Below are 414 nucleotides of genomic sequence, written 5' to 3'. Positions count from 1 at the left end.
TGGCAGAGTGGTCGAATGCACCGGTCTTGAAAACCGGCAGGGGTTTGTAGCCCCTCTAGGGTTCAAATCCCTATCTCTCCACCATTATTTTTACTACTGGCGTAAGCGAGTAGGTTTTCGCATTCGGAGAGATGGCAGAGTGGTCGAATGCACCGGTCTTGAAAACCGGCAGGGGTTTGTAGCCCCTCTAGGGTTCAAATCCCTATCTCTCCACCATTATTTACACTGACGCTCATGTACGAAAGCGTGGGGAGCAAACAGGATTAGATACCCTGGTAGTCCACGCCGTAAACGATGTCTACTAGAAGCTCGGTTCCTCGGAACTGTTTTTCAAAGCTAACGCATTAAGTAGACCGCCTGGGGAGTACGGCCGCAAGGTTAAAACTCAAATGAATTGCCGGGGGCCCGCACAAG

At 51.0% G+C, this 414-nt stretch carries 1 rRNA gene; it reads left to right on the top strand.

The window, feature by feature from the left end:
- Nucleotides 1-414 (top strand): 16S ribosomal RNA (locus C2M33_RS21195); the annotation flags it as partial.

It is taken from the genome of Pseudoalteromonas sp. T1lg122, from assembly GCF_002964825.1.
Classification (GTDB): Bacteria; Pseudomonadota; Gammaproteobacteria; order Enterobacterales; family Alteromonadaceae; genus Pseudoalteromonas; species Pseudoalteromonas gelatinilytica.
Note: the sequence above shows the minus strand (reverse complement) of the source record. Positions and strands in the feature narration are given on the sequence as shown.